We start from the raw sequence: 24,674 nt of genomic DNA, 5'->3' as shown, positions 1-24,674 counted from the left end.
TTTATCTGTATTACAAAATCGGGATCGACATGCGGACGACCGTCCCTTTGCCGATTTCCGAATCGATATTGATACTGCCGTTCACAAGCTCGATCCGTTCGCGCATCCCAACGATACCGAACGACTCTTGCCCGATCATACTCGGCACGAAGCCGACCCCGTGATCGCGCACGTGAATGTGAATCACGTCTAGCGCTTGCTCGACGTTGACGATGATTTCCGTCGTCTTCGAATGCTTGATCGCATTTTGGACCGCCTCTTGGACGAGCCGGAAGACGTTGATCTCGAGTTTTTCCGAGAGACGTGCCCGGTTGCCGCGGTAGTTGAGCCGCGTCTTGATCGCCGTGTACTCTTCCGTCTGATGTAAATAACGCTCGAGCGTCGGCAAGAAGCCAAGGTCGTCAAGCGACATCGGCCGCAGGTCGTAAATCAAGCGGCGCACGTCGACGAGCGCCCCACGAATCAGCCGTTTCAGCTCGTGCAGTTCGGCGAACGCCTCGTCCTTGCCTCTTCGGTCGAACGTCTTCTCGATCAAGTCGGCCCGAATCAAAATATGGGCAAGGGATTGCGCGGGGCCGTCATGCATTTCCCGGGCCAGGTGGCGCCGCTCACGCTCAGCCGCCTCGAAGACGCTGATCGCCATCTCTTGCTTCTTCATCATGTCCGAATACTCTTGCTGCAGGTCGTCGCGTAAAAAGTTGAGGACGACCGTGACGCGGCTGACTAACCGGTCCGCCCGCTCCATCGTATCCTGAAGGACGAGCAACCGCCGCTCGAGGTCGTTTCGGCGCTGCTGGCTCACCATCTCCTCTTTTTGGATGAGGAACCGCTCGAGCTGCATCTGGTTGGCGAGTTCATACGCCTCGCGAATCTCTTGCTCACTATGTATATGGAACTTCTTACTCACTTGAACGAGTTTATTCTTCGCCGCTTTCACTAATAGATCGAGGCGCTCGGACTCTTTAATGTGAAACTCGATCTTTTGCGTCAACTCTTTTAACTCCGTTTGGATCGACGAATACTCATTAGCTGAATTTTCAGTTATACGGACGATCTCCTCTTTACTCTCCGTCACCGTATCAATCATATTTGTTATGATATGCTCTAATGCTGTACGATCGGTAATATGATTCACGATGCCATCCCCTAATAGTTCGGTAGTAAGTCCTCATTTGTTTCTATTATCGACTGCATAAGCGTTCGTTTCCAGTAAGAATCAGAGGCTGTCTTCACAATTCGCCACTTAATCTACAGACGCCTACTCGATTTCAAAAAAAATACATGAAAATAGAAAGGAGAATTTTCAGAAATGTCTACTGAACAAAATTATACTATAAAACAAGACGGAGAATACGAGGTCGTCATACAAAAATCAAAATTTATCGCTCACTTTAAACGCGTCGCGACCGAAGCGGAAGCCCAGACGTTCATCCAAACGATCAAAAAAGCGCATTGGAGCGCCAATCATAATTGTTCAGCCTACATCATCGGAGCCCGGAACGAATTCCAAAAAGCGAACGATGACGGCGAGCCGAGCGGGACGGCCGGCCTGCCGATGCTCGAAGTGCTCCGTAAACGCAATTTGAAAGACACGGTCGTCGTCGTCACCCGCTACTTCGGCGGCATCAAGCTCGGCGGCGGCGGACTCATCCGCGCCTACGGCGGGACGGTGAGTGACGGGCTCGATGCGGTCGGGATCGTCGAACGGTTGCCGATGCAACGTCTCACGCTCACGGTCGACTACGGATGGATCGGGAAAGTCGAGAACGAGCTCCGCCAGTCCACTTATTTGCTTGACGAGATTGTCTATGCCGACACCGTCACGTTCCACATCTCGGTACCGGTCGAAGCGACCGAGGAAGCGCTCGCCTGGCTCGTCGATTTGACGAACGGTCAAGGCGGACTCGAGACCCAGGACGTCCGTATCATCGAACGTGATTTTGTGCGCTAGGTCCCGTATACTAAAAGAAATGACTGAAATGAGGAGACGACATGGAACAAGACTCCCGCAAGAAACGCTCCGTGTGGACAATCGGTCTGCTCGTGCTTGGCCTCGTCCTGCTGATCGGCGGTTCGGCCTTCGGCTACTTCGTTTTCAAGGCGAACGAGACGGCAGAGACCACGAACAGCGAACTGACGCGTGGCGACAAATCGGAACGTCGCGACGACACGATCGATTTGACGAAAAATCACTTCTCCGTCCTGCTCGCCGGCGTCGATGGCGGCGCCTCGCTCGAAGAGGGACGGACCGACTCACTGATGGTGGCGACGTTCAACAAGGAATCTCGCCAAGTGACGCTCGTCAGTATCCCCCGCGACGCGTACGTCGATATCGTCACGGAGGACGGCGAGTTCAAGGACAAGATCAACCATGCGTATGCGTACGGCGGCATCGACACGACGATCGCCACGGTCGAGACGCTGTTTGACATCCCGATCGATTATTACGCGACGATCAACTTTGACGGCATCGAAGACCTCGTCGACGCGGTCGGCGGCGTCGAAGTCGACGTGTTGATCCCGATCTCAGGACGGGCCACCGGCAACGTCGAGCTCGAACCGGGCGTCCAGATGCTAGACGGCAAGGAAGCACTCGCCTATTCCCGCATGCGGAAAGACGACCCAGAAGGCGACATCGGCCGGGCCAAGCGCCAACAACAAGTGCTCGAGGCCATCATCAACGAGGCGACGACGATCAATTCGTTCACGAAGCTCAACCGGATCATGACTGCGGTCGGCAATAATATCCGAACGAACATGTCGCTCTCCGAGGCGTCCCAGCTCCAGCCGTATACGAAATCACTCCGCTCATTCAACCAAGAGACGCTAGAAGGCGGCGACTTGACGATCGGCGGTGTCTACTATTATGAGTTGGACCAGGCGGATTTGAACGATAAGCGGGCACTGTTGAAAACAGAGCTCGGTCTTCCGGTCACGGCCGAAGACAGTGGACCTGACCCAGGCGACGGTTTTAGCGAGACGACGACGTATTGACCTAAAAAAACGACCAAGGACATGGCGTCCTTGGTCGTTTCTATGTGTATATCCAAGTCACGTCTTCGCCCGGCCGAGCAGGCGGCGTGACGTCTGGATGATCGGTTTGTAGTTCGGGTGGATCAACTCCGTCGACTCGACGATCAGTTCGATGACGATCAAGACGATGACGAACGTGATGACGGCACCGACCATCGTCGTCTTCGCGAACAGAATCGAGGCGATGCCGAAGAAGAACGTCATCCCATACATGAGGAGCACCGCTTGGCGCGTCGTGAACCCCATATCGATCAATTGGTGGTGCATGTGTGACTTGTCAGGCGACATCGGCGGGCGCCCTTGGACGAGCCGGCGGACGATCGCGAAGATCGTATCCGAGATTGGCAGTCCGAGCAAGAGGACCGGCACGACGAGCGAGAACAGTGTCACGTTCTTGAAGCCGATCAGCGAGAACACGGCGAGCATGTAGCCGAGGAAGAGCGCACCCGTGTCCCCCATGAATATCTTCGCCGGGTAGAAGTTGTGGACGAGGAACCCGAGCGTGCTCGCGAGCAGCAAGAGCGCCATCATCGTCAAATAGACGTTCCCTTGAATGATGGCCAGAAGCGCGATCGTCCCGAGCGCGATGCTCGAGACCCCGGCGGCGAGACCGTCGAGGCCGTCGATCAAGTTGATCGCGTTCGTGATCCCAATCAACCAGAGACACGTCACCGGGATGCTCCAAGCGCCGAGATAGAGCTGTTGGTCGAACGGCAAGTTGATGAGTTCGATCCGCATCCCGGCGTTCAAGACGACGACCGTCGCGATCATCTGCCCCATCAACTTGATGCGGGCGTTCAACTGGAACCGGTCATCGATCAGGCCGGTCAAGATGATGATGACCGCTCCGATCAAGATGGCCTCGTTATAACGGCTCGTCGGCAACAACAAGGCGTAGCCGATCAGGAAGGCGATGAAGATGGCGAGGCCGCCGATTCGCGGCATCGTCCGTAAATGTACTTTTCGGGCGTTCGGGTGATCGACCGCTCCGATCAGAAAAGCGAACCGGCGAACGAGCGGCGTGATCAAGATGGCCATCACAAAACTGACCAACATGGCAATCCATAACATGGCCAACTTTCCTCTCTCAAAAAAATAGACTCTGGCGAATTATAGCATATTTCCCGTCACCAAAATCGTATCAGAAATGTTACAACAAAAAATCCGACGAGCGGTCTCGTCGGATAAAAGTCAAGCGTGTGCTGGTTCAGTCGTGATTTCTTCAGCTGATGCATATGTATATAGTCCACGCCCGACTTTCTTGATTTCCGGGTTGACCGATTCGATCTTGACCATCAATTGGTAGATGTTGCTAATGTGGTGACGGTAGCGAAGCTCGAGCTCCATCTGGATGTCACGCACACTCATCGTCTGCCGTTCTTTCAAAAGGTCTGTGACCTGATGGACGTAAACCTCGAGCGGATAACGTTGATTGACGCGACGCGGACGCAGCCGTTTTGATGGATCTGTCGACAGCTCTTCTTCCCGTTTGTCCCGGCTCAGTTCAGAAATTAAGTATTCGGCCCGGCGCTGTAATTGACGATACGACTCCTCGATCTCCATCAGTTCCCGATAGATATGTTCGTTGATGTTCGTAGATTCCATACACAATTCCCCTTCTACATCCAATTGAACTTCTCGATTACCTATTTTAAATCAAGATTTTCTAATTATTACTTATTATCTTCTAAAAGTGTAACGGAGGTGTAATGTGTTTGTCATCTGTTTTTGGGCATTTTTGTCTTTTTAGGACTTTTGGCCCGCAAAAAAAGATGACGACTGTTCGGGGCAGTCGTCATCTCACGGAAGATGAACGTAGTCTGTCACGCGCCGGCGCGTTCGAGGATGCGTCGGAGCGAAAGTTCATCGGTCGAAGCGACGATGAGGTCTGCATGACCAAGCATCGACTCTTCCCCGACGGCGACAGCAAACATGTTTGCCGCTTTGATTGCAGTCACGCCTGCGGCTGCGTCTTCAACGCCGATGGCATGTTCGGGTTTCACGCCAAGGGCAGAGGCAGCCTTCAAAAACACTTCGGGATGTGGTTTTGAGTCGGCGACAGTTGCTGCATCGACAATGTGATCGAAGTAATGGCGGACACCAAGTGCGTCAACGACCGCGAATGCGTTCTTTGAAGCAGATGCCATTCCGATTTTGAGACCGGCCTCTTTAATTTCATCAAGAAATGAAACGATGCCAGGAAGCAAATCGGCCGAAGAGATATGCTGAATGAGTTCAACGTAATGCTCGTTCTTCTTCTGGGCGAGTTCCGCCTTTTCATCCGGGGTGAAATCGTCCTGTCTTCCGCCGAGCGCAAGGATGCGTTCGAGCGAGTCAGTCCGGCTCACGCCTTTGAGCGTCTCATTGAACTCGCGGTCAAATGGAATGTCGAGCTCTTCTCCGAGTTGTTTCCAAGCGAGGTAATGGTACTCCGCGGTGTCAGTGATGACACCGTCCAAATCAAAAATGACTGCTTCTATCGTCGACATACATGCTTTCCGCCTTTCCTTCAAATGTTTGTGTCCTCAGACTACATTTAGGGAACTTGACAAGTACCCGTTGCACGATTGGTCAATGATGCAAACGGTTGCACTTGTTCGATTTCTATTATATCGGATAACGCCTCATCTATGCAACCGCTTTCGCAGAAAAATAAAAAATAGGAAGAGCGCTTCGCTCCTCCTACCATTTTACAATTGAATACCGACGACTTTCACGTTCACCGCTAGCGGTGTCATCGCGAGCATCGTATCCATGTCTTGGGTGATGCGCTCTTGGACGGCCGTCACCGTCTTAACGATCGATTGACCGTAAGCGATGTAGAGCGACAAGTTGATGATGACGCCTTCCGACGACTCATCGACTTTGACGTGCTTCATGAGCGCACGCTCTGAGAGTTTCGTGTCTTCTTGTGTGAACGACACGTGTTTCGTTTCTTTGACGACGACCGCGGCGATCATCTCGACGACGTGGCGTGAGACGTTGACGTCTCCTTCTGTACTGTTCATTCCATTTTCATATGGCATGCTGTCACTTCCTTAGCTCTAGTTTCGGTTTCCATCTAAAGTGTAGCGGAAAACCGCCGTTTAGAAAAGGGTTTACGATTTTCGGTCTTTCACGTCCTGCGCGCGGCGGACGTCGATCTCGACGAGCGGCCTCAACATCCGGACGGCCGGCGGGCTGATGATGAGCAGGACGATGAGGCAGGCGACACCGAACAAGACGAGCAACTGTTGCCATGACGTCGGCATGAATCCGGCCGGCACGAACGCCTTCCAGGCGACGATTAAAAACACATGGACCAAGTAGACGTATAGACTATACTTCCCTGCCCGCGTGAACACGGGCAACTCACGCCCCGGCACGATGAGCGCGAAGCTGACGGCCATGAGCGTCGACACCGTATAGACGATCAAGAAAGCGAACGGACCGCTCCAAATCGCCTCCGGCACCGCCGTCTCGTAGGCGAACCGGAACTTGAACAAGTTGCCGACATGATAGAACGTGCCTTCTTTTTGAAAGCTCATCGAGGCGAGCAGTCCGAGCGTGAGCACGGTGAAGACGACCGCGCCGCCGATTCGGTAACGGTTCCGTTGCTCGGCCCGCTTCGGCAACTCGAAGAAGTTCATCGTGTTGCGCTCACTCATCCAGTTGCCGATCAAGAAGAACGGATAGAACATGATGACTTTCCGGAGCGCGAAGAACCCGGTCGATTCTTCTTGGAAGCCGAACAACAGGGCGAACAACAGCGCATAGAGCACATACCCTTTCAACTGGGTCACGTACGGCGTGATGACGTACCAGATGACGATGGCCATCAAATACCAGAGCGCCCAGTACGGCTTGAGCACGTTCAGTCCCGGGTTCTCGAGCGACAAGAGCGGGACCCCTTCCGTGAAGGCGAACCACGAGCCGAGAATGACTTGCCAGATCACGTAGGCGACGAACAGCTGGATGACACGCAAATAACGGTTCTCCCGGAAGAAGTAACCGCTCAGCATAATGAATAACGGCATATGAAACGTATATAAGAACAAATAAACCCACTTCGGCAGTAAATCGTCGTAGGCACCGCGCACATCGGTCAGCAAGTGACCGAAGACGACGAGCAAGACGAGTACGCCTTTAATATTGTCGTACCAATGATTTCGCATAGCGTCCCCTCTAGTTCTCCTGTTGCTTTTCCTCTTTGATGTTGGCGTATCGCTTCTGAGCGACGACCCGGATTTCAGCCGTTCCCTGCACCGATCATGTTTCGTTCAGTTGGCGTTTCTTTCGCTCCCACCACTTGAGCAGGACCGCCTTGTCCTCAGCCGGGACGTGCTCGAACAAATGATCGACTTCTTCGGTCAGTCCGAAGACGACGAGCTCGGGTTCTGTTTGTAACGTCTTCATCAGCTTATCGAATTCGGTGAAATAAGCGTTCAACTCACCCGGCGCGACCGAATGAATCACATCGGCCTGCCTTTCCACATATTCGACGAAATAGTTTAGATAAAAGACCCGCACAACGTTTGTCGCAACCGGGTCGGTGAATGCGGTCGCCTCTTTGACAAACTTCGCCCCTTCCCGTAATTGAGTGAATTTGAATAGATTCCGCGGATTCGGCTCGGCTAGCTTTTGGATGGCATCGACGAGTCGGTGGACCTCTTCTTGTTCGAACCCTTCGTTGAAGTATCGGTTCAACGTCGTCTTCACATCGTTGTGCTGTTTATACAAGCCGACGACGAGCTCAATCAACTCATCTTGAGTGAAACGCTTCAACTCGGCACGCAGTTCGCCGACTTTTAGCTTCTTCATCTGACCACCCACTTCATTTTTTTCCTTTCCCATCATAGCCGATTTTTACGAGCGATGAAATTACGATTCAACAAAAAAATGATGACGTCATTGTCATCATTCCCCGTATCTGCCGCTTGCAAGCCGAATCGTTAACAAATCTTCATGCGCGAGCAGGTTTTGCGCGTATTCAAATGGACGAGAGTGGGTAGAGTATAGTATAGTGGTTTTACTAAATAATCAGAATATTCTAATAAAGGAGGTGTGGAGAATGGCTTCTGTCATCCGTAACCGTCATCACGTGGTCCATGACCCGAAACGTTCGTTCTCTAACTTTGGATTTTGGTGGAGTATCGGCGCGTTTACGATCGGTTTATTCATCATCGCTTTCGAACCGCTCCGTGAACGGTTCAACGCCTTACATCCGGTCGCTTCAGTCTTGTTCCTGATTGGCATCTCGTTCGTGGCCGGTGTCGTCATGAAGCTCGCCCGTGACGTCTGGTGGCTCAACTACCTGCTCGAGCGCACGTCGAACCGGTACATGTATGTCGGGGCGGACACACTCCGGAGCTGGCAATACACGCTCGACTCGATCTGGTTGTTGACCCGCACCTCACAAAAAAAGCTCGGCCGACTGTACATCCAAATCGACCGAACCGTTCGTGCTGAAGAAGCGAAACGTATGTTCGCTGCCTATTTGATTGATCGTGGCGTCCTCGTCGTCTACTCGAGATCGTCCAAACCGAAGAAAATGGCCTGACCGTTTCAATCGATTAACGGCACAACCCATGCCCGAGCTGCTTCGACTTCCTCCATTCGCAGCTCGTGCCCGCCCCCGTGATAGAAGAGCTCGACGTCCGCTCCGGCTTCCCGTAGCGTCGACGTCAGCTCTTCTGTTTCTTGTTTCGGACAAATCGGGTCACGCTCGCCGGCCGAGATGAACACGGTCGCACCCGTCAAGTCAGGGAGCGTGAGCGAGCGGTCCGGTACCATCGGATGGAACAAGAGCGACGCTTTGAACGCGTTGTCCCGGTATAAGGCCGATCCGATCAAGTTGGCACCGTTCGAGTAGCCGAGCGGGATCATCTTGTCGCGGGCAACGCCGTATTTAGCTGCCGCCTCGTCAAGAAACGTGAGGAAGCGCTCCGTCTGTTTCTTCAAATCTTCAAGGTCTAACACGCCTTCCGCATGACGGCGGAAGAACCGGGACATGCCGTTCTCGAGGACGTCGCCCCGGAGCGTGAGAATGTTCACTTCAGTTGATAGTTCACGGGCGAGCGGGATCAAGTCCTGCTCCGTCCCGCCTGTACCGTGCAACAAGACGAGCGTCGTCTCGGTCGTGCCTTTAATGAATTGATGAATCATATTCTGTCTCCTCTCGGGATTGTGATGATGGGTAGCGTTCGTGTGATCTTGTCGCGGTCGACTTCGAGCCAGTCCGGCAGCTTCAATACGCTGCCGAGTCCGTCGATCGTTTCATCAACGAGGAACCCGGGTGCGTCGGTCGCGAGCTCGTGCAAGATGCGTCCTTCGTCATGGAAGTAGACCGAGCGGAAGTAGTGCCGCTCTCTCACCTCGGTCGGACGGAGGCCGAGGTCAAAGATCGCGTCTTGCCACGTCGTATACTCGTCGCCGTCCGCGATGCGCCAGGCGATATGGTGGACCGTCCCCGCACCGGGCACGCCGTTCGGGAGGACGGCCTTTTTGACGTCGATGACGTTGCCGTAATCGGCCGAAGCGATGAGTCGGACCCATTCCGAGTCTTCCCCCGTCTTCGTGAAGCCAAACAGCTCGGTCAATAACCGCACCGTCGCCTCCGGGTCTTTCGACAAGAGCGTCGCCCCGGCGAACCCGGTGATCGCTTCTTGTTTCGTGATACCTGACACGAGCCAGTCCGTCTGTTTCGTGCTCGCCCGCGCGACGAGCTCGACGACGAGTCCGTCCGGGTCTTCGAACAACAGTGACGGCTCGCCGAACCGTTCGGTCGCGACCGTCGCGACACCGTGCGCTTGCAGGCGACTCTCCCAAAACAAGAGGCTGCCAACTGGTACGAGATACGCGGTGACACCGACCTGCCCGCTGCCGACGCTGCCTTTCCCGATACCCGGGATCGGGAAGAACGTGATGACCGTCCCCGGCGTCCCGGTTTCATCCCCAAAGTAAAAGTGGTACGTACCCGGGTCGTCGAAGTTGACCGTCTGCTTGATGAAGCGGATACCGAGGACGTTGCCGTAAAAATCTAATGTGCGTTGCGGGTCTTTCACCATCGCCGAGATGTGATGGATACCTGCTGAGTGCGTCGTCATGACGTATCCCCCTTTTTCATTATCTTGATTTCAAGATAAATCATTTCCGATAAAAAGTGAAACTTTTTGCTCACAATGCCGTACGCTAGGAGTAGACACCTAAATAGGGAGGACTTACATATGACTTTACAAATTGATCGTGTATCGAAGCAGTTCGGGGAGTTCACGGCCGTCGACGACTTGAGCTTTCACGTCCCTAGTGGCGAGATGTACGGCCTGCTTGGGGCGAACGGTGCCGGCAAGACGACGACGTTCCGGATGATCTTAGACATTTTAAAGCCGACTGACGGCACGATTCGCTGGGACGGACGCAACGTCGACCACCGCATCGTCGGCTATTTGCCGGAAGAGCGCGGCCTGTATCCAAAGTCGCCCGTCCGCGACCAGCTCGTCTTTCTCGCCAGCCTGAAAGGCATGAAGTCAACTGAGGCGAAACGTGCCGTCAAGTCGTGGCTCGAACGACTCGAGATCCCGCAGTACGAATTGATGCGTGTCGAACAGCTGTCAAAAGGAAACCAGCAAAAGATTCAGTTGATCGCGGCGCTGCTCCACAACCCAGAACTGCTCATTTTAGACGAGCCGTTCAGCGGCCTCGATCCCGTCAACGTCGAGATCTTGAAGCGTGAAGTGCTCGCCCTGCGCGACGAAGGGACGACGATCGTCTTCTCGAGTCACCGGATGGAGCACGTCGAAGAGCTGTGCCAACATATCGGCATCTTGAAAGGCGGCCGCGCCGTCGTCAGCGGCGATGTCCCGACAATCAAGTCGCATTACGCCGAGCCCGTGCTCTTCATCGAGACCGATCGCGTCGACGTCCTCACGGCACTCCCGATCGTCAAAGCGGTCGAACCTCATCGCGACGGTCACCTCGTCCGGCTCGACTCGTTCGAAGGCAGCGACGCGGTGCTCGGCGCCCTCGTGCAAGCAGATGCTTCCGTCAAGACGTTCATGCGCCAACCCGTCTCGCTCAACGACATCTTCATCAAGGAGGTAGGCAGCCATGTTTCATAACTTCAAACCATTGTACGCGTTCACGCTACGCTCGAAACTTCGGTCGAAGGCGTTCCTCATCTCGACAATCTTGACGATTGTGTTCATCCTCGGCTTCACGAACATCGACCGCCTGCTCGCGAACTTCGAGGACACCGATCAAGGCCAGGCGCTCCTTGTCACGCAAAACGCCGAACTGACTGAAATCATGCAGTCGCTCGGTTACGAAGGGGTCGAATCGGCCGATATCACCGAAGCCGAGGCGCGCGTTGGGCTCGATAACGGGGACTACGAGATCGTCGCCTTCACCGACGGCGCTTCGGCCCGCGTCTTGTCCGACCGTCCTGAGCCCGATTTCACGACACTCCTGCAGACGGCGCTCCGCGAAGTCCGCAACGCCGAGCTGATCGAGACGTCGAACATCGATCCGACCGTCCTCGCCGCCTTGAACGAGCCGGTCCCGATTGAGGAGTCTTACCTCGGCCGTGGCGGCGAGAACTCAGAAGAGCTGTTCTCGTCATTCGCGTTCGTCTACATCATGCTCATGCTGCTTTACGTATCGATCATCACGTACGGTTCGATGATCTCGACCGAAGTGACGACCGAGAAGTCGTCGCGCGTCATGGAACTGATCATCTCGACGACGCATCCGGTGACGCACATGCTCGCCAAGATCTCGGCGATCGGTACGCTCGCCCTGTTACAGATCGGCATCTTCCTCGGGTTCGGTTACTTCAGTGCCCGCAGCAATGAGATGGCCCAATCGGTCATCGACAACGCCGGCAACGCCCGGGCCGTCATCTACTTATTGACGTTCTTCACGCTCGGCTATCTGCTCTATGCGGCCATGTTCGCCGTCCTCGGCTCGCTCGTCAGCCGTGTCGAAGAGTCGCAGCAGATGACGATGCCGGTCATCATGCTCCTCGTCGCCGGTTTCCTCGCCGCGATGTTCGGGTTGAATAATCCGGACGCGCAAATCGTCACGATTTTGTCGTTCGTCCCGTTCTTCACGCCAATGCTCATGTTCCTCCGCGTCATGCTCGTCGACGTACCGGTCTGGGAAGTCGCCTTGTCGATCGGCATCATGCTCGGCTCGATCGGTGTCATTCTCTGGATCGGTTCGAAGTTCTATCGCGGCGGCGTCCTGTTCTACGGGAAGAACGCGATTAAACAATGGCGTCAAATATTACAAAATCGTCAATAACGTTTACAGCATTTTCGTTTTCGTATACTCTAAAGAATGTGCAAAATGAGGAGGAAACGAACTATGCGATCACGATTACTCGCAGCCTTGATCTTTACATTCATGACGACGCTCACGACGTTCATCTGTTATACCGTCTTCTTAGAGGCCGACGCGTTGTGGCAAATCTTGCTCGCATACGCGGGCAGCACGTTCCTCGGAACGCTCGCGTTTTGGTATCCGGTCAGTCGACGTTCTGAGACGTCAAGGTTCGGCGGCGCGTGGATCGGGATTTTGATCACGCTGACGACACTCGTCGGATTCACGATCATCCGCTTCACCGTTCGCGGTGATGCCGCATCCTTACTCGACTGGCAGACGATGCTCGCGAGCCTCGCCTATACGTTCGGTTACATCGGCTGGGTGCTCACGATTCTCAACATCGTGCTCGGCTTCCTGCTTGCCGGGACGAAACCGAAAGTGCGTTATGAAGCAAGACCAATGCGTTAAATCAAAAGCAGCCGTTCTGCTCAGAACGGCTGCTTTTTTGTGCTCACTGTAACTTATACGACTTATCGACGATGCCAAACTCCGTATATTGGAACGAGTTATCGACGAACTGTTCCGGGACGAGCTGATCGACGTAGCGGGCGAACGGGACGATGCGATGTGTCGCCTCATGCGTCCGTCCGAGGTCGAGCACGGCATCGACCAACGCTTCTAACGCGTGGTGCGACGTCGGTTCCTCGTCCTCTTCAAAGATGCGGCGCAGTTCCTCTTCGTGCATCAAGTCGAAGATGCGCATGCGCGTCTCGAGCTGATGCTGCATGTCTTCCGTCGACTTCCCGTGCATCGCTTCTTCATAGGCGAGCTTCATCTGTTCGAGTTCAGGGGCTTTGCCTTTCATGAGCACCTTCAAGGACTCCCCCGTCCAAATGTGCCGTGCCAAGTAGTTCGCGTCAATCTTCAGCGCCTCGGCGAGCGCCTCTATGTAAGGCATCGTCGGGTACACTTCACTGAGCTCGGTCCGGCGAATAAAGTACGGAGCGACACCGATCTGTTCGGCGAGCGCCTCGATCGAGATACCCGTCCGCTCACGCAAGATTCGGATCCGGTCCCCATAACCCCGGTACGGTGCATTTTTACCATCCATTGCATTCTCCCCCCTCTTTTCCATTATAGTTCCCGAATCCACAAAAAAATACTCGGAAGCGCATGCTTCCGAGCAAGTGGTCGAATTAATTATTTTTTCGTCAACTCGACGACTTCAGATGAACCGGCTGTGACGTTGTCGCCTTCGGCAACAAGTTTGTTTACAGCGAAGCTGTCATGGTTCGTGATGATGATCGGTGTGATCGTCGACGGTGCGTTCGCTTTGATGAAGTCAAGATCGAACGTGACGAGCGCGTCGCCTGCTTTGACGGCTTGGCCTTCCGTGACGTGCGTCTCGAAGCCTTCACCTTTAAGGTTGACCGTATCCAAACCGATGTGGATCAAGTACTCCGCACCGTTGTCCGCGTTGATGCCGATCGCATGTTTCGTCGGGAAGACCGTCGCGATTGTCCCGTTGACCGGTGACACGACTTTTCCGTCTGTCGGTTCGATGGCGATACCATCACCCATCATTTTTTGTGAGAACACTTGGTCAGGCACGTTCGTAATATCGATGACTTTCCCTGTAAGTGGTGACACCGCGTTCAATTGCTCGTCTTTACCACCAAAAAGTTTTTTAAAGAATCCCATAGCTTAATCCCTCCAACATGTTCTGTTAATCAAAGTCTTAGCTTTTATACCCGAAAAGCTATTACTTCAATCCCTACCCTATTCACGGTATAGTTGTATCAAGGTAGTGCGAATTCGTTTACACATCGTAAGAATACGAGTGTGCAATCGCTTTTGCAAGCTCTTTTTACACTTTATAAAAATTTCACATGATGGAGGCGCTTACAATGACGACTTTCACAAAATTGTCATACGAACGGCCCGACGTGGACGCTTTAAACAGCCGATTGTCGGACTATTCAGTCGAATTGCAGCAAGCGAGCACACTCGAAGAGGCGAACGAATTGATTCGCCAAATCAACCAGGAACGGAACGCGTTCGAGACGCAAAGTCAGCTCGTCGCGATCCGCCACTCGATCGATACGCGCGATGCGTTCTACGAAGCCGAGCAGACGTTCTTTGACGACGCGTTGCCGGTCTACGAGAAAGAAGTCCAGGCGTACTATCGCGTCTTGACGGAGCACGACCTCCGCAGCCAGCTCGAAGCGGAATGGGGCAGCCAATTGTTCGAACTCGCGGAACGGGCACTCAAAACGTTCGACGAGTCGCTCATCCCGAAACTGCAAGAAGAGAACCGACTCGCGACGAGCTATCAAAAAGTGATGTCGGCCGCACAGATCGAGTTCGATGGCAAGACGCTCAACTTGTCGCAGTTCGGCCCATACTTACAGTCACCCGACCGGTCGGTACGAAAAGCGGCGTCCGAGGCGCGTTATACATACCTCGCCGACAACGGTGACGAGCTCGACCGCATCTATGGCGAACTCGTCCGCGTCCGGACCGAGATCGCGCACGCGCTCGACTTCCCGTCGTTCGTCGAACTCGGCTACGCCCGGATGCAACGCGTCGGCTATGATGAGTCGATGGTCGACAACTTCCGTAAACAAGTGCGCGACGTCATCGTCCCGCTCGCGACGACGTTAAAAGACAAGCAAGCGAAACGCATCGCCGTCGATACGCTCCGTTACTATGACGAATCGTTCGTCTTCCCGGACGGCAACGCGACACCGCAAGGCGACGAGTCGTTCATCATCGAGGGCGGCAACAAGATGTACCGTGAGCTCTCGGGCGAAACGGACGAGTTCTTCCAGTACATGCAAGAGCGCGGCGCCCTCGATCTTACGGCGAAGCCCGGCAAAGCCGGCGGCGGTTACTGCACGTACTTACCGTCTGAAGGTCTCCCGTTCATCTTCTCGAACTTCAACGGCACGGCCGGCGACATCGACGTGCTCACGCACGAGGTCGGTCACGCCTTCCAAGTATATGAGAGCCGTCATTTGACGACACCGGAATACGCGTTCCCGACGTACGAGGCGTGCGAGATCCACTCGATGTCGATGGAGTTCTTCTGCTGGCCGTGGATGGAGCTGTTCTTCGGCGACCAGGTCGACAAGTACAAGTTCAACCACTTGGCCGGAAGCGTCACGTTCCTCCCGTACGGCGTCCTCGTCGACGAGTTCCAGCACATCGTCTACCGGAAGCCCGACATGACGGCAGAAGAACGTCGTCAGGCGTGGCGTGACCTTGAGAAGGTGTACTTGCCGCACCGCGACTACGAGACGAACGACTACCTCGAGTCGGGCGCATGGTGGCATCAACAAGGCCACATCTTCCAGAGCCCGTTCTACTATATCGACTACACGCTCGCCCAAGTTTGTGCCTTCCAGTTTTGGGTGCGCATGCATGAGGACCGTGAGTCGGCGTGGAGCGATTACCTCACACTCTGTCAGGCCGGCGGCAGCCGCTCGTTCCTCGAGCTCGTCGAACTGGCCGGACTCAAGTCACCGTTCGAAGACGGTGTGTTAAAAGAAACGCTCGGACAGATTGAAGACTATCTATTGAAGCACCCGTTAGCGAACTGAAGATAGAAAAAGGGTGAGTCCGCATGGGCTCACCCTTTTTGTCCTCAAATCACATCTAACGGTTCTTTCCCGCTCGGCGGCGGGAACGCCTCGTCGAGCGCTTTGAAATCTTCTTCAGTCAGATTGAGGAGCAGCGCCGCCCCGTTCTCTTCGACGTGCGCTTTCTGCCCCGCTTTCGGGATGGCGATGACGTTGCCGCTCCGGACCGTCCACGCAAGCAGGATTTGAGCCACCGACGCATGATACGCCTCAGCGATCCGTTTCACCGTCTCGTCGTTGAAGATCTTCTCTTTCACGTCGCTGCCTTCGGCGAGCGGCGAATAGGCCATCACCGGGATGCGCTGCTCTTCTAGGAACGGCAACAAGTCGTGCTCGATGCCGCGGCTGCCGAGATGATACAGCACTTGATTGACCGCGCAATGCTTCCCGTTCGGCAAGGCGAGCAGTTCTTTCATGTCGTCGACGTCAAAGTTTGAGACGCCCCACGCCCGGATCTTCCCGTCTGCTTTCAACTGTTCGAGCCCGTCGACCGTCTCCTTGAGCGGGATGTCGCCGCGCCAATGCAACAAGTAAAGGTCGAGATAGTCGGTGCCGAGCCGTTCGAGCGTCGCGTCGCACGCCTGCACGAGCTTATCGCCCCCCGCGTTATGTGGATACACTTTCGAGACGAGGAAGACGTCCTCGCGACGGTCTTGGATCGCTTCCCCGACGAGTGTCTCCGACTTGCCTTCCCCGTACATCTCGGCCGTGTCGATGACGTGTAATCCGCAGTCGAGACCTGTCTGTAACGCCTCGATCTCCGCGTCATGTTTTGATGCGTCATCGCCCATGCGCCACGTGCCTTGACCGAGGGCACGCATCTCGCGCCCGTCCGGCAATTTGACCACGTGTTGTTTCAATGCCGCCAAAATCAGTGTGTGTGGAATTCGGTTCATGTTGTTTCCTCCTTGATCCATTGATCGTGCAACGGCCCTGTCGTCCCGAAGACGGGATCGGTCGCCGGTTTGTCGACGCGTTCGATTCGATGGACGTTGTCCGGGCGTTCTTCCGGCTTGCCCGTCAACGTGTCATAGTCGCGTCCTTCCGGATACGCCCCAACGATTTCGAAGTCATCGCTCGCCTCGAGTCGACGGTGTCCCGTCCCTGCCGGCAGGATCAACACGTCACCCGCATTCAACGAGACGAGATCGCCGGTCGCGCCGCCGAGTTGAACGGTCGCACGGCCTGACCTCACCCCGAGCACCTCGTGCGTGTTGCTGTGATAGTGGTGATAGTCGAACACGCCGTTCACCCAACTGTTGCCCCAACCGTTATGCTCGAACGTCGCCTGGATGCCGTCCGCCTCATCGAACACGCGTCGGTATAACAGCACCGGGAAATACGGGTTGTTCGGAATCGAGCCGTCATCTTTAAACCGATATGTGGACATGTCCATGTGATCGCCTCCTTGTCTCTGACACTGTACCCGACTTATAGAGGATATAATCGACACAAAAAAATGACCCGACCCTTTAATAAGGGCCGAGCCACTGAGTTAGCGTACTTCGCTCTCGAGCTGTTTCAACTTCGTCGAGTAGTACTCGATGATGTCACGGCGTCGGATGATGCCGATGAAATACTTGCCGTCATCGACGACCGGCACGAAGTTTTGATCGGTGATCGCATCGACGAGCTCCTCGATTTGCGCCGTGATCGATACCGGTTTATAGCGTATGCGTTGTTTGATGTCTTTCAGGCGAGTCCGGAGCACTTTCTCGTAATCTTCTTCCCCGCGAAGTTGTTCGGCGAGTGCCCACAGTAAGTCTCCTTCCGTCATCGTTCCGGCGTAAAAGCCGTTCTCGGATACGAGCGGCACCGAGGTGAAGCGATGATGCTTCATCTTCTCGAGCGCTTGCCGCACCGTCGACTCCGGGTCTAAATATTTGACGTCTTCTTTCGGATATAAAAAGAAAGCGATGTTCATATATAATCTCTCCTCAATCTGTTAATCCACCACGCTATTGTACCATGAATCATAGGGTTGACCGCAATAGTTGACCACACCCCACAATTATTTCACCCTCCTTTCATCAGTTGCTGTCACAGAAAAAAGTCCTTTACAAGAACAGGACCGGCATGACACGTCATCAACAGAAAACTGGAAAGTAACTCCAATTATTTATACCCTGTACGCATCGATTCTACCCATCCGAGTCCATTAAAAAAGACGCCTTTCGATCAAGGCGTCTCGTCTAATCAGATAAAATGTAACATCGTTTGATTGAACTTCTCCATCTCATCGAGCACGGTACCGTGACCGCTCTCCTCGAAACGCTCGATGCGCGCGTTCGGGATGCCTTTTTCCATCTCTAGGGCAAACTCGAACGGACAGACTTTGTCGTGCACGCCATGAATGATCAGCGTCTCGACGCCGACTTTCGGCAAGTCTTCACGAAGGTCCTCGTCGCGGAGCGCTTTCGCCGAGGCGATCGTCCCGTGGCTCGAGGCGATGAGCGACAAGCTGTGGAACCAGTTTTGCGTCGGTTTCGAATGTTCTTTCTCGAAGAAAATCTCGCCGAACCCTTCGAGCATCTTCGGCCGGTCTTTCATCGTATCTTCGATCAAGGCGTCGACTTCTTCCTTTGTCATCCCGTACGGATAGTCCGGGCGTTGCGTGAACACCGGTGCCGCCGCGCCGGCGAGGATGAGTTTTTTCAAACCACCGTCCGGATAATCGACCGCATAACGGATCGCGATCGCCCCACCCATCGAGAAGCCGACGAGTGTGAAATCTTTGACACCGAGGCCGTTGACGACCATGTTCACGTCAGACGCCATCGTCTCGTAGTCATAGCCCGTAGCCGGTGCGTCCGACTTCCCGTAACCGCGGTAATCGATGCCGACGTAGCGATAGCCCGCCTCCAAGAGCGCGTTCTTCTGATACTCGAACATGTTGTTGTTCGCCGGCCAGCCGTGCAAGAAGACGACCGCGTCGCCCGTTCCGACGTCCTCGACAAAAATAGACGTCCCGTCATGTGCTGTAATGTAATTCCCCATCATTCAAAACCCCCAATCGTATTGTTGAGCGTTGTGCGCCGTACGTTTGCCCACAACCCATCTGTTCCCGTTTGAGCGAACTGAAAACCTGTCAACCATCGCGCCAGAGCGATTCGGCCTTCAAGATATGCTCGACCGCTTGCGCGCCTTCTCGTAACACGGACGTCTTCCACGTCTCATCTTCCGGGTAGAACATGGCCATGAATTCTTTTTTGATGCCGTTGCGTGCCTCCGGGTCTTTCGTGCCTTCGAAATAGAGACGATTCTCTAAAATGATCGTCAAAAATTCACGGATCAGCGCTTTCGTCGACGTGCCGAACGTCCCGAATTCGAACAAGGCCGAGACGAGCTGCTTGTCCGGATACTGCGTGTCGCGGACGTAATAGAAATGGTTCGTCGAGTCGCCAAGCACGTCATCCGGATTGTACGTCTTGATGTTCTTCAACCCATACGTCTGTTTTAACTGCTCGGCGCTGCGTCCGTCCCGCTCGCTGACGAGCATCGTCACTTCGTTCGTCGGCCCGAGCGCGGTGTGCCAGTCCATATGGACGACCCGGTCGTAACGGTCGAGAAGATCGTGCTGGATCTCTTTCATGAAGACGGCGGACGGTTCGTCGGCGTCCCCGCCATAATAGACGCCTTTCGGGAATTGGTACTGGCCCATCCCTTTCGCCTCGTTCATCGCGTCGAACCCGTCGAGCTTGATGCCAGAGCCGAGGAACGAATAAATGTGTTCGCGCGCCTCGTGATAGTCGTCGATGACACCGTCCGGGACGAACAAGTGGCGCATCACCTCATACTCTTTATTGACGTTTCGCGGCAGCGATTCCCGGTCGACGACGTAGTTTCGATTCAAATCGACGTTATGTTCGTTGACGCGCCGGAAATGTTTCATCCCCCATGGGTTGACCGCATGGATGAAGCAGACACCTGTCACGTCATGGCGGACGTTGCCGAGCTGTGTCTCGATGAATTGCTGCGTCACGGCCGCACCGGCGTAGCCTTCGATCCCATGCTCGCCGATCGTCATGAGCAGCATCGCCTCACGTGACCCGGCCGGTTCGCCGATGATCACGTCGATTGTATCTTCCCCGATTGAATGCGACATCGTCCGCGCGCTCGGGTAGTATTGTTTGACGGTGTCGAGCAAATCGAGAAACCTCTCGCGCGACTCGTCGTAAGATGATGAAAAATAAGTACTCATATGATTCCCTCCATTCATGTCTTCTGTACCCCTTTCCCATTTCGAGGCAAGCTAAAAACGCCTCCCGAGGAAGGCGTTTCGATTAATGGGCTCCGGCTTTCGTGCTGCGGTCTTGGCGGCGGAACGCAAACAAGTAGACGAGCGGGGCGAGCAAGACGGCACCGAACAGCCAATACGCACCGGGGCTTGCGAACAACGGTTCGAACGCGCGGAAGAACAAGGCGACAACTGAAAACCCGACGACGAGCTCGGCTGTCCAAATGACGGCGCGCCGGACGGCAAGGGTGATCGTGTTCGTTTTTTGGAAGAGTGCTGCGATAAACGCGATCAAAAAGGCCGGGAAGCTACTGAACCAGAGCATCCGATTCAACGTCGATTCGGCAAAATAGGTGTTGCCGAGCGACACGGTGATCGCGTAATGGGCGATCAACACAAGCAAGACGATGATCCACCCGACAAGCACATCTCGTTCCCATTTTTTCATCCTTCTCCCTCCATTCTTTAGAAAAAGAGCTACATTTGTATTTACCCGTTTCTCGTGCTGTTCGGTCATACAACACAACAAAAAACGCATCCCATCAGGAACGCGTCTTCGTTCACTTATCGAACAGATGGCTCGCCCAGTCACGGGCCCGCTCGAGCTCTCCCTCTTTGAGCGGTCCTTCTTTGTCGAGGACGAGGAATGATTCTTGAAGCACCGGCTCTGCTCCTTTTTCCGTAAGCGCCCGTTCGATCCGGGTCGCGGCGTGGCCGAACCATTTGACGATCTTCCCGACGAAAAAGCCTTGGTCTTCTTCGGCCATGCTCGTATCGAACGCTGCGGCCCGCACTCCGCGGAGCGCATGATCCGACAGTCCGTCGAGAAACGTCTTCACGTCCTCGGTCTCGCGTCCGCCGTGTGTCGGTGATCCGACGACGAGTAAATCGAGGTTGGCGAGATCCCCGTAGCCGATATGACTGATGTGAACCGCCTCGACTTGATGAAGCTCGCCGAATCCGTCTTTGATGGCGTGGGCGACTTTTTCTGTGCATCCGTACATCGAGTCAAAAGTGATGAGGATTTTCATGACGTATCCCTCCATTAAGCGAAAGCTCTCTCGGTCTACATGGGACTATTCCCTTAATGGTGGACCGCTCATCATGTATCCATTCTTTTTTCTATAATCCGATTCGAAATCTGTCCTCAAAGTCATATAAGTTCATCAACGTTTCCTCAGTCTAGTGGCCAAAAATACCGCGATCCCCAAGCCGATGGCGGCATAGGCGATTACGTCTACATGATTTCGGCTGTCAAACGGCGCCTCATGGACGAATTCGGCCCGCTTCCACTCCGTCTCATCCTCGACCGCGAGCACGTCTTCGACCGACTCTCCATCAACTTGACGATATTCCGTACCGATCGGATACATGTTCGAGGCGTCCCCATAATAGTCGCCGGTCATATCGTCAGCCAACGTCTCGACCTCGCCGACGACGTCGCCAAGATCAGCCTCCGAGACCTTAATGTCCGTCACTTCATACACTCGTCCGTCCAAGACGACGAACGCATACGCCCATGACAAGGCGTGGACCGACAGTGAGACGGACAGCAGCAACACCACCATCCAAATGACTCGTTTCATTCGATCGCCCAGACGAACGTCGCCGTATCGCTCAAATCAATATCGTCCGGCTGAAGCTCTGGCATCGACGCCTGTGAATGGAACACCTCTTCATGGAATACTAAATTCGTTGGCGAGTAAAGATGGAGCTCGGCCCACGTATAGTCAATCCGTTTTAATTCCCCAAGCTTCGCACCGGCCGCTTTCGTCAACAGTTCAGCCCGATGCAACGCACTCTCCGCCGCACTGGCGAGGAGTGCATCGCTAACCGTATCTGAATCTTTAATCGTGAATTTGATGGACAGTTTCGGATCTGCCATTGAGTTCGTGACGCTTTGGATGACGTCAGACAAGCGTTTCGTGTCGAGGTCAAACTCAAGTTTAGTCTGTTGCTCACACGCATAGCCACGGAAACGAGATTTATAATTTCCATCCTCGTCACGGTAACTTTCATAGTCAGTATCGATCGAGAAGTCCGTCGTCTTTAGAGCGGTCTTATCGAAGCCGGCCTGTCCAAGCGCCTTTTGCAGACGCGCCACGGCCGTCGCCGCCTCGTTCATCGTCTCCTCGTAACGCACGGCCTTCGAGGTCAACTCCATTTTCACGACAATCAAGTCTGGCTTGGCCGATACTTTTCCCGTTCCTTTGACTGTGATGGTGCGTTCCATATTTCATTCTCCCCTTTCTCTATCCTAAGTCGCTTAATTGTGCAATTGCCATTGCGTCATCGTCCGAAACGGAACGAAGCCGATGCTGTAATAAAACATCTGGTCTGAAGCGACAATCGCCTGTTCTGCCCCTAGTTTCCCGCTCCGTATGATTGCCTCATAGACGACCGACTTTCCGAAGCCTTTCCCCCGGTACGTCGGGTCTGTCACGACCGGTTCGACGTAACTATAGCGATCACCCGGGCGATACCAGACACCACAATGTGCCACATACTTCCCCTCAGGTGAGGCAATGGCAACGATCAGTTCGGGTAGAATCGCTGGACTCGACAACATTTTTTTCCGTCCGGCGATGGTCGCGGCATCATCCGGCGCATTCCCATCATGGTCAAAGCCACGCCACATCACTTGGTTGTATTGTCGCCAATCCCATTCATCCGCGAGAGATACGTAGGAGAACCCGTGCGGCAACGACTCCTTACTTATCCGGGAAACGTGAATTTTCGCGAACCGCTCGATTTGTCTCGTCGGTCGAAATCCTGTCTCTAAGGCGGCAAGCTGCAGACACTCATCCTCATCCGGTAACAGCAGTCGCAAATCACCGTGACTATGCAACCGCTCGACCGCATAGGCAACGAGTTCAGGTTTCAATGCGTCGTACCCTTTCTCTACGACCAAAATCGCTTCCCCTAAATTGAGCTCATACGTCGCCAGGGCGACAAGGCGCCCATCATCTTCCCACATGCCAATCCGATGCACATGTTCTTGATCACGAAGCGCATGGTTCACCGCCCAGTCCCATGCCCCCCATAAAAGACGTGGTGCCTGCAGCTCCGTTGAGTTGATTCTGATGAGAAAGTCTCTTACTTTTACAGCATCCTCCGACACATAAGGCTCATGGGAATACGGTCGAAATGAGATCACTGTGCCACTCCCCTCTATAAAGCTTTCACTGAACAGCATCCAGTCTCTGCCAATACGTGATGTTGCTACAATTCGCCAGCGACTTCGAAACCTCCTTCACGATGGCATCGCACTAACCGCCCACTTGACATCGGTCAGTTCGTACAAGAAATGAAAAGAGTGAGCAAGCGAACACTCGATGCCCCAATCCAACTATTCTCTTGTTAATATAGCAGTCTTTTTTTCAAGAGGAGACAAAAAACCGAACATGATACCACGTCCGGAAAATCTACAAGCATTTTACGAAAATGTCACGATTTCACGACATGGAGACACTCTGGCCGCTCAAACCCGACATCCCCTAAAAACCGCAACTCATCAATCGTCAACTCGTCGAGCGTGATCGAACGAACGCTCGGTTCGGTCTGTTCATCGACCCACACTTTCCAAATCTCGACTTCGTCCGCCGTCTTCAGGTGGTCGGTGATGTAGTCAACGAGTTGCTGGGCTCTCGTTTCGGTGTAGCGCCAACGCAATTCAGCGACGTGCGGTTTTTTCGAGTACGCCTCGACGTTTTCCTCTGCATAATAAAGTTCTCGTTTGACCTCAATCTCGTCGAGTTGCTCTTCTGACTCGACGTGCATCAAAATCTTTTCGTCACGATCGAGTTCTTCATCCTCCGTGAGCATTTCAGGCAACACGACACCTTTTTTGATGGCTTCATTAATTGATAAGTATTCGATAAATGGATTTTCGACTTCTTTTAGCGGTCTATCGCTCGTCATAAATTGAAATTCACTCATGTTACTTGCCTCCCACTCTTATATCATCATAGTCATTGTTTCATCGCGCGAATGGAAATGATGAGTCCAATCAAATAGCCGATTATCGAGCCGATGACAATCCCGTATGCAACCGTAAAATCGAATAGTAGAGAGATGATCATCCCGGCAGCCGTTCCGAAAATAAGACCAAGCCCGACCGCTGATTCGCGCCATTCGTTCATTTCCACCACCACCTTCCTTCCGCTCACTACATACGAATTAACCCAATAAAATGTTTCATTTTTCACTCACTCTCTCGCCATTTAACCAACAATGTGTTACAACGGCTGCGGACAGCCGGACTTCCTGTCTCGAGTTGTTTATGGAGCAAATCAATCAGTTCGTCATGGAAACGCGGATAGCGGACGACGGGACGGTCATCGGTCAACCCAGTCATCAGTTCCGCGAATCGTTCTGGATCGTCGCCGACGATCTGGACGACCTCATCGACCCGCCCGATGGAACGCAAGTCCCCACCTTGAAGACGTTCCAATAGTCCCATC

General features: G+C 53.9%; 31 protein-coding genes. 7 read left to right on the top strand and 24 right to left on the bottom strand.

The window, feature by feature from the left end; all coding sequences use genetic code 11:
* Positions 1 to 10: 10 nt before the first annotated feature.
* Positions 11 to 1,135, bottom strand: a complete 1,125-nt coding sequence (locus EVJ32_RS03335) for a sensor histidine kinase (RefSeq protein ID WP_201738337.1) — start codon at positions 1,133 to 1,135, stop codon at positions 11 to 13.
* A gap of 174 nt (positions 1,136 to 1,309) precedes the next feature.
* Here EVJ32_RS03335 and EVJ32_RS03330 point away from each other — a divergent pair, with 174 nt between their 5' ends.
* Both EVJ32_RS03330 and EVJ32_RS03325 read left to right on the top strand, forming a co-directional pair.
* On the top strand, positions 1,310 to 1,951 hold the full coding sequence (locus EVJ32_RS03330; RefSeq protein ID WP_131456610.1) for a YigZ family protein: 642 nt from the start codon (positions 1,310 to 1,312) through the stop codon (positions 1,949 to 1,951).
* 41 nt (positions 1,952 to 1,992) lie between these two features.
* Positions 1,993 to 2,994 (top strand): LCP family protein, encoded by a 1,002-nt coding sequence (locus EVJ32_RS03325; RefSeq protein ID WP_131456608.1) that lies wholly within the window; start codon positions 1,993 to 1,995, stop codon positions 2,992 to 2,994.
* 57 nt (positions 2,995 to 3,051) lie between these two features.
* On the opposite strand, the gene EVJ32_RS03320 is transcribed toward EVJ32_RS03325, so the two are convergent.
* The 6 genes from EVJ32_RS03320 to EVJ32_RS03295 all read right to left on the bottom strand — a co-directional run bounded on the left by EVJ32_RS03320 (position 3,052) and on the right by EVJ32_RS03295 (position 7,833).
* Positions 3,052 to 4,104, bottom strand: a complete 1,053-nt coding sequence (locus EVJ32_RS03320; protein ID WP_131456606.1) for a glycosyltransferase family 4 protein — start codon at positions 4,102 to 4,104, stop codon at positions 3,052 to 3,054.
* A 120-nt stretch (positions 4,105 to 4,224) separates the two neighbouring features.
* Positions 4,225 to 4,638: a Rok-like winged helix domain-containing protein gene (locus EVJ32_RS03315; protein WP_131456604.1), complete on the bottom strand. Its 414-nt coding sequence runs from the start codon at positions 4,636 to 4,638 to the stop codon at positions 4,225 to 4,227.
* Positions 4,639 to 4,856: 218 nt separating this feature from the next.
* A complete protein-coding gene (gene pgmB / locus EVJ32_RS03310; RefSeq protein ID WP_131456602.1) occupies positions 4,857 to 5,522 on the bottom strand; it encodes a beta-phosphoglucomutase in 666 nt (221 codons plus the stop codon).
* 201 nt (positions 5,523 to 5,723) lie between these two features.
* A complete protein-coding gene (locus tag EVJ32_RS03305; RefSeq protein WP_131438761.1) occupies positions 5,724 to 6,059 on the bottom strand; it encodes an Asp23/Gls24 family envelope stress response protein in 336 nt (111 codons plus the stop codon).
* A 72-nt stretch (positions 6,060 to 6,131) separates the two neighbouring features.
* Positions 6,132 to 7,187 (bottom strand): acyltransferase family protein, encoded by a 1,056-nt coding sequence (locus tag EVJ32_RS03300; protein WP_131456600.1) that lies wholly within the window; start codon positions 7,185 to 7,187, stop codon positions 6,132 to 6,134.
* Positions 7,188 to 7,281: 94 nt separating this feature from the next.
* Positions 7,282 to 7,833, bottom strand: coding sequence for a hypothetical protein (locus EVJ32_RS03295; RefSeq protein ID WP_131456598.1), 552 nt, complete (start codon positions 7,831 to 7,833; stop codon positions 7,282 to 7,284).
* Positions 7,834 to 8,083: 250 nt separating this feature from the next.
* Here EVJ32_RS03295 and EVJ32_RS03290 point away from each other — a divergent pair, with 250 nt between their 5' ends.
* Positions 8,084 to 8,572 (top strand): restriction endonuclease subunit S domain-containing protein, encoded by a 489-nt coding sequence (locus EVJ32_RS03290; RefSeq protein ID WP_070328625.1) that lies wholly within the window; start codon positions 8,084 to 8,086, stop codon positions 8,570 to 8,572.
* A 5-nt stretch (positions 8,573 to 8,577) separates the two neighbouring features.
* Here the strand turns inward: EVJ32_RS03290 and EVJ32_RS03285 are convergent, their stop codons facing one another.
* Positions 8,578 to 9,177, bottom strand: a complete 600-nt coding sequence (locus tag EVJ32_RS03285) for an alpha/beta hydrolase (RefSeq protein ID WP_070328624.1) — start codon at positions 9,175 to 9,177, stop codon at positions 8,578 to 8,580.
* Positions 9,174 to 10,118, bottom strand: coding sequence for a VOC family protein (locus tag EVJ32_RS03280; RefSeq protein WP_131456596.1), 945 nt, complete (start codon positions 10,116 to 10,118; stop codon positions 9,174 to 9,176). Before EVJ32_RS03280 ends, EVJ32_RS03285 begins: the two co-directional genes overlap by 4 nt.
* A gap of 120 nt (positions 10,119 to 10,238) precedes the next feature.
* Here EVJ32_RS03280 and EVJ32_RS03275 point away from each other — a divergent pair, with 120 nt between their 5' ends.
* From EVJ32_RS03275 to EVJ32_RS03265, 3 genes are all read left to right on the top strand, one after another.
* Positions 10,239 to 11,129: an ABC transporter ATP-binding protein gene (locus tag EVJ32_RS03275; protein ID WP_131456594.1), complete on the top strand. Its 891-nt coding sequence runs from the start codon at positions 10,239 to 10,241 to the stop codon at positions 11,127 to 11,129.
* The gene (locus tag EVJ32_RS03270; protein ID WP_131456592.1) at positions 11,119 to 12,312 is read left to right on the top strand and encodes an ABC transporter permease; all 1,194 of its coding nucleotides are present in this window, start codon (positions 11,119 to 11,121) and stop codon (positions 12,310 to 12,312) included. The genes EVJ32_RS03275 and EVJ32_RS03270 overlap by 11 nt, the downstream gene beginning before the upstream one ends.
* A 63-nt stretch (positions 12,313 to 12,375) precedes the next feature.
* Positions 12,376 to 12,801: a hypothetical protein gene (locus tag EVJ32_RS03265; protein ID WP_070328620.1), complete on the top strand. Its 426-nt coding sequence runs from the start codon at positions 12,376 to 12,378 to the stop codon at positions 12,799 to 12,801.
* A gap of 43 nt (positions 12,802 to 12,844) precedes the next feature.
* On the opposite strand, the gene EVJ32_RS03260 is transcribed toward EVJ32_RS03265, so the two are convergent.
* Together EVJ32_RS03260 and EVJ32_RS03255 are read right to left on the bottom strand one after the other, a co-directional pair.
* Complete coding sequence (locus EVJ32_RS03260) at positions 12,845 to 13,444, bottom strand: helix-turn-helix domain-containing protein (RefSeq protein WP_016509316.1); 600 nt, start codon at positions 13,442 to 13,444, stop codon at positions 12,845 to 12,847.
* Between the two features lie 89 nt (positions 13,445 to 13,533).
* Positions 13,534 to 14,034 carry a PTS sugar transporter subunit IIA gene (locus tag EVJ32_RS03255; protein WP_131456590.1) on the bottom strand — a complete coding sequence of 167 codons (501 nt, stop codon included), beginning with the start codon at positions 14,032 to 14,034 and terminating at the stop codon, positions 13,534 to 13,536.
* 206 nt (positions 14,035 to 14,240) lie between these two features.
* On the opposite strand from EVJ32_RS03255, the gene EVJ32_RS03250 reads away from it, so the two are divergent.
* On the top strand, positions 14,241 to 15,935 hold the full coding sequence (locus EVJ32_RS03250) for a M3 family oligoendopeptidase (RefSeq protein ID WP_131456588.1): 1,695 nt from the start codon (positions 14,241 to 14,243) through the stop codon (positions 15,933 to 15,935).
* A gap of 44 nt (positions 15,936 to 15,979) precedes the next feature.
* Here the strand turns inward: EVJ32_RS03250 and EVJ32_RS03245 are convergent, their stop codons facing one another.
* The 13 genes from EVJ32_RS03245 to EVJ32_RS03190 all read right to left on the bottom strand — a co-directional run bounded on the left by EVJ32_RS03245 (position 15,980) and on the right by EVJ32_RS03190 (position 24,673).
* Positions 15,980 to 16,870, bottom strand: coding sequence for an aldo/keto reductase (locus EVJ32_RS03245; protein WP_131456586.1), 891 nt, complete (start codon positions 16,868 to 16,870; stop codon positions 15,980 to 15,982).
* The gene (locus tag EVJ32_RS03240) at positions 16,867 to 17,370 is read right to left on the bottom strand and encodes a cupin domain-containing protein (protein ID WP_070328616.1); all 504 of its coding nucleotides are present in this window, start codon (positions 17,368 to 17,370) and stop codon (positions 16,867 to 16,869) included. The genes EVJ32_RS03245 and EVJ32_RS03240 overlap by 4 nt, the downstream gene beginning before the upstream one ends.
* Positions 17,371 to 17,469: 99 nt before the next feature.
* A complete protein-coding gene (locus EVJ32_RS03235; protein ID WP_016510664.1) occupies positions 17,470 to 17,898 on the bottom strand; it encodes a CBS domain-containing protein in 429 nt (142 codons plus the stop codon).
* A 272-nt stretch (positions 17,899 to 18,170) separates the two neighbouring features.
* The gene (locus EVJ32_RS03230) at positions 18,171 to 18,971 is read right to left on the bottom strand and encodes an alpha/beta fold hydrolase (protein WP_131456584.1); all 801 of its coding nucleotides are present in this window, start codon (positions 18,969 to 18,971) and stop codon (positions 18,171 to 18,173) included.
* 91 nt (positions 18,972 to 19,062) lie between these two features.
* Positions 19,063 to 20,175: a M14 family metallopeptidase gene (locus EVJ32_RS03225; RefSeq protein ID WP_131456582.1), complete on the bottom strand. Its 1,113-nt coding sequence runs from the start codon at positions 20,173 to 20,175 to the stop codon at positions 19,063 to 19,065.
* A gap of 82 nt (positions 20,176 to 20,257) precedes the next feature.
* Entirely contained in the window at positions 20,258 to 20,659 is a 402-nt protein-coding gene (locus tag EVJ32_RS03220) for a hypothetical protein (protein WP_131456580.1), read from the bottom strand.
* Between the two features lie 112 nt (positions 20,660 to 20,771).
* Complete coding sequence (locus EVJ32_RS03215; RefSeq protein WP_070328611.1) at positions 20,772 to 21,242, bottom strand: flavodoxin family protein; 471 nt, start codon at positions 21,240 to 21,242, stop codon at positions 20,772 to 20,774.
* A gap of 135 nt (positions 21,243 to 21,377) precedes the next feature.
* Entirely contained in the window at positions 21,378 to 21,797 is a 420-nt protein-coding gene (locus EVJ32_RS03210) for a hypothetical protein (RefSeq protein WP_131456577.1), read from the bottom strand.
* Complete coding sequence (locus EVJ32_RS03205; RefSeq protein ID WP_131456575.1) at positions 21,794 to 22,444, bottom strand: SIMPL domain-containing protein; 651 nt, start codon at positions 22,442 to 22,444, stop codon at positions 21,794 to 21,796. Before EVJ32_RS03205 ends, EVJ32_RS03210 begins: the two co-directional genes overlap by 4 nt.
* Before the next feature lie 33 nt (positions 22,445 to 22,477).
* A complete protein-coding gene (locus EVJ32_RS03200) occupies positions 22,478 to 23,368 on the bottom strand; it encodes a GNAT family N-acetyltransferase (RefSeq protein WP_161568767.1) in 891 nt (296 codons plus the stop codon).
* 290 nt (positions 23,369 to 23,658) lie between these two features.
* The gene (locus EVJ32_RS03195) at positions 23,659 to 24,150 is read right to left on the bottom strand and encodes a hypothetical protein (protein ID WP_131456571.1); all 492 of its coding nucleotides are present in this window, start codon (positions 24,148 to 24,150) and stop codon (positions 23,659 to 23,661) included.
* 32 nt (positions 24,151 to 24,182) lie between these two features.
* A complete protein-coding gene (locus EVJ32_RS16160; RefSeq protein ID WP_161567002.1) occupies positions 24,183 to 24,353 on the bottom strand; it encodes a hypothetical protein in 171 nt (56 codons plus the stop codon).
* A 62-nt stretch (positions 24,354 to 24,415) separates the two neighbouring features.
* Positions 24,416 to 24,673, bottom strand: a complete 258-nt coding sequence (locus tag EVJ32_RS03190) for a hypothetical protein (protein WP_131456569.1) — start codon at positions 24,671 to 24,673, stop codon at positions 24,416 to 24,418.
* Between the last annotated feature and the right edge of the window lies 1 nt (position 24,674).

The organism is Exiguobacterium sp. SH5S4 (genome assembly GCF_004337045.1).
Classification (GTDB): Bacteria; Bacillota; Bacilli; order Exiguobacteriales; family Exiguobacteriaceae; genus Exiguobacterium; species Exiguobacterium aurantiacum_A.
The sequence above is the reverse complement of the archived record's forward strand: the minus strand, read 5'-3'. Positions and strand labels throughout refer to the sequence as shown.